This window comes from Oleiphilus sp. HI0132 (assembly GCF_001635845.1).
In genome coordinates this window covers 1-1,850 of sequence record NZ_LWGJ01001057.1, presented here as the reverse complement: position 1 = coordinate 1,850, position 1,850 = coordinate 1, and the positions used below count along the sequence as shown (strand labels likewise).

2 protein-coding genes are annotated in these 1,850 nt (G+C 48.8%); one reads left to right on the top strand and one right to left on the bottom strand.

Annotation, left to right across the window (positions count from 1 at the left end; genetic code table 11):
- Positions 1 to 189: hypothetical protein (locus A3766_RS31120; RefSeq protein WP_197479566.1), on the top strand; the 189-nt coding region annotated here is incomplete at its 5' end.
- A gap of 51 nt (positions 190 to 240) precedes the next feature.
- On the opposite strand, the gene A3766_RS13215 is transcribed toward A3766_RS31120, so the two are convergent.
- On the bottom strand, positions 241 to 1,850 hold a 1,610-nt coding region (locus A3766_RS13215), incomplete at its 5' end, for a molybdopterin dinucleotide binding domain-containing protein (RefSeq protein WP_156508896.1).

The following is a 1,850-nucleotide window of genomic DNA, read 5'->3' as shown; positions in this document are numbered from 1 at the left end:
AATACCATTTTATACTCAGCGCTCACCGTTTCGTTTGTTGCAAGCTATTGGATTGTTCGGCAAGACGCCCAGCAACTCGACCCTTTAGTTTCAGATGTGCCCTTGATCGAAATTAATGAGCAAGCCTCGGAAGGCTTTAACACCCCTCGTCAGCCGAGTACCGTACTCGTTAGCCGCTACGACCCTTAGGAGGAATAAGCCTCGTACTTAGCTTGTACGAGGCTTATTGTCAGCTTGCCCTTAAGTAAATAGCGCTTTTATCTCAGGTACGCAAGAGCCACAATTGGTGCCAGCTTTACAGACTTTTCCAACTTCCTGTGGGCTTGTTAGTTGGTGTTCCTTTATTGCCGTTTGAATGGTTTTTTTCCCGACATTAAAGCAGGCGCATATGATTTTACCGACATCCGGCGTACCTATGGGTGGTTTGCCTGTTAATAAAGCCATGCGGCTTTCTGTATCTAAGGTTTCAGGGTGCTTATCGGTATGACTAAATAATGAGGCGATCCAGCTTCGCTCGGGTAGTTGGTAGTTCGAACCTACGATGAGCACAGCTTGAAGTATGCCTTCATTAAAGCAGGCGGTTCGAAATAATCCTTGATGCTCATCTTGATAGGTTTGCCACTCTAGCTCTCCTGAGTGGATTCTGATTTGACTGGACAGATGGGTTTGCCAGTGCTTGATTTGCCGCCTTCCTGCAAGTTCGTAATGGAAGTAGCCATCGCCTTTGATGAGTACGGTGTAGTCAATGCCATCAAGAATTAAAGGGTGACGTGAAATAACAAAACCGTGCCAGTTGGTTTGGTAAGCTTTGATGCTAACCGGCGTGTGCTTGCTTTCGGGTTGGAAGGATATTGGATCAATCTCTGGGTTAACGACTACTCCAACGCGCCCCTGGCTGCTGAATTGAGAGGTCCAGTGCATGGGGACAAATAGCTCTCCCTGCGGAAGGCGTTTAGTGACCTCCACTCGTGCAAGCATGCTTCCCCAATGACTTTCTATTTCAGCTATATCGCCCTGACTTAAACCGAACTTATGAGCGTCTTCAGGAGTGATCTCGACATAGGGCTCCGGCTTATGCTGGTTTAGCCTCGCTGATAAGGCAGTGCGGGTCATGCTATGCCATTGGTCTCGAACCCGTCCGGTATTCAAAGCAAGGGGCCAGGCCTCTGACAATGAGTTAACAGGTGGGCGATGTCTGAGTGCTATGAGTTTGGCTTTGCCGGAGGCGGTAAAGAAACCTCCTTCAGAAAAAAATCGTTTTACACCATTCGGGTGAGTGTTGTTTACGGGCCATTGCACAGGTTCTAGCGAGTCGTATTGTTCGTCACTAAGCTCTGCCAAGCCAGAGATATCGAAATCTCTAGGCCGTTGTTCAGCCGTATTTTTAAAGCCTGTTAGTGCTGCATGTTCCCGAAAAATATCGGCAGCAGATTTAAAATTAAATGCTTCGTGGTAGCCCATGGCTTTGGCTACTTGGCAGATAATCCACCAGTCGGGCTTGGCTTCACCTGCTGGTGGTAGCAGCGCTCGTTGGCGCGAAATTCGTCGTTCGGAATTGGTGACAGTACCGTCTTTTTCGCTCCAGCCCAAAGCGGGCAGTTTGACTTCGGCTCGATCTAAGGTATCCGCATGAGCGACACAGTCAGACACAACGACGAAGTCACATTGTTCAATGGCTTTCCTTACTTTTTCTGCATTGGGAAGGCTGGCGACCGGGTTGGTTGCCATGACCCATAGGGCTTTGATCTTTCCTGATGCGACGGCGTCGAAGAGCTCAATCGCTGGCATGCCTGGTGTATTGGCAAGGTTTGGGGTATTCCAGAACTCACTAAGTAGGCTTGTGTCCTGTT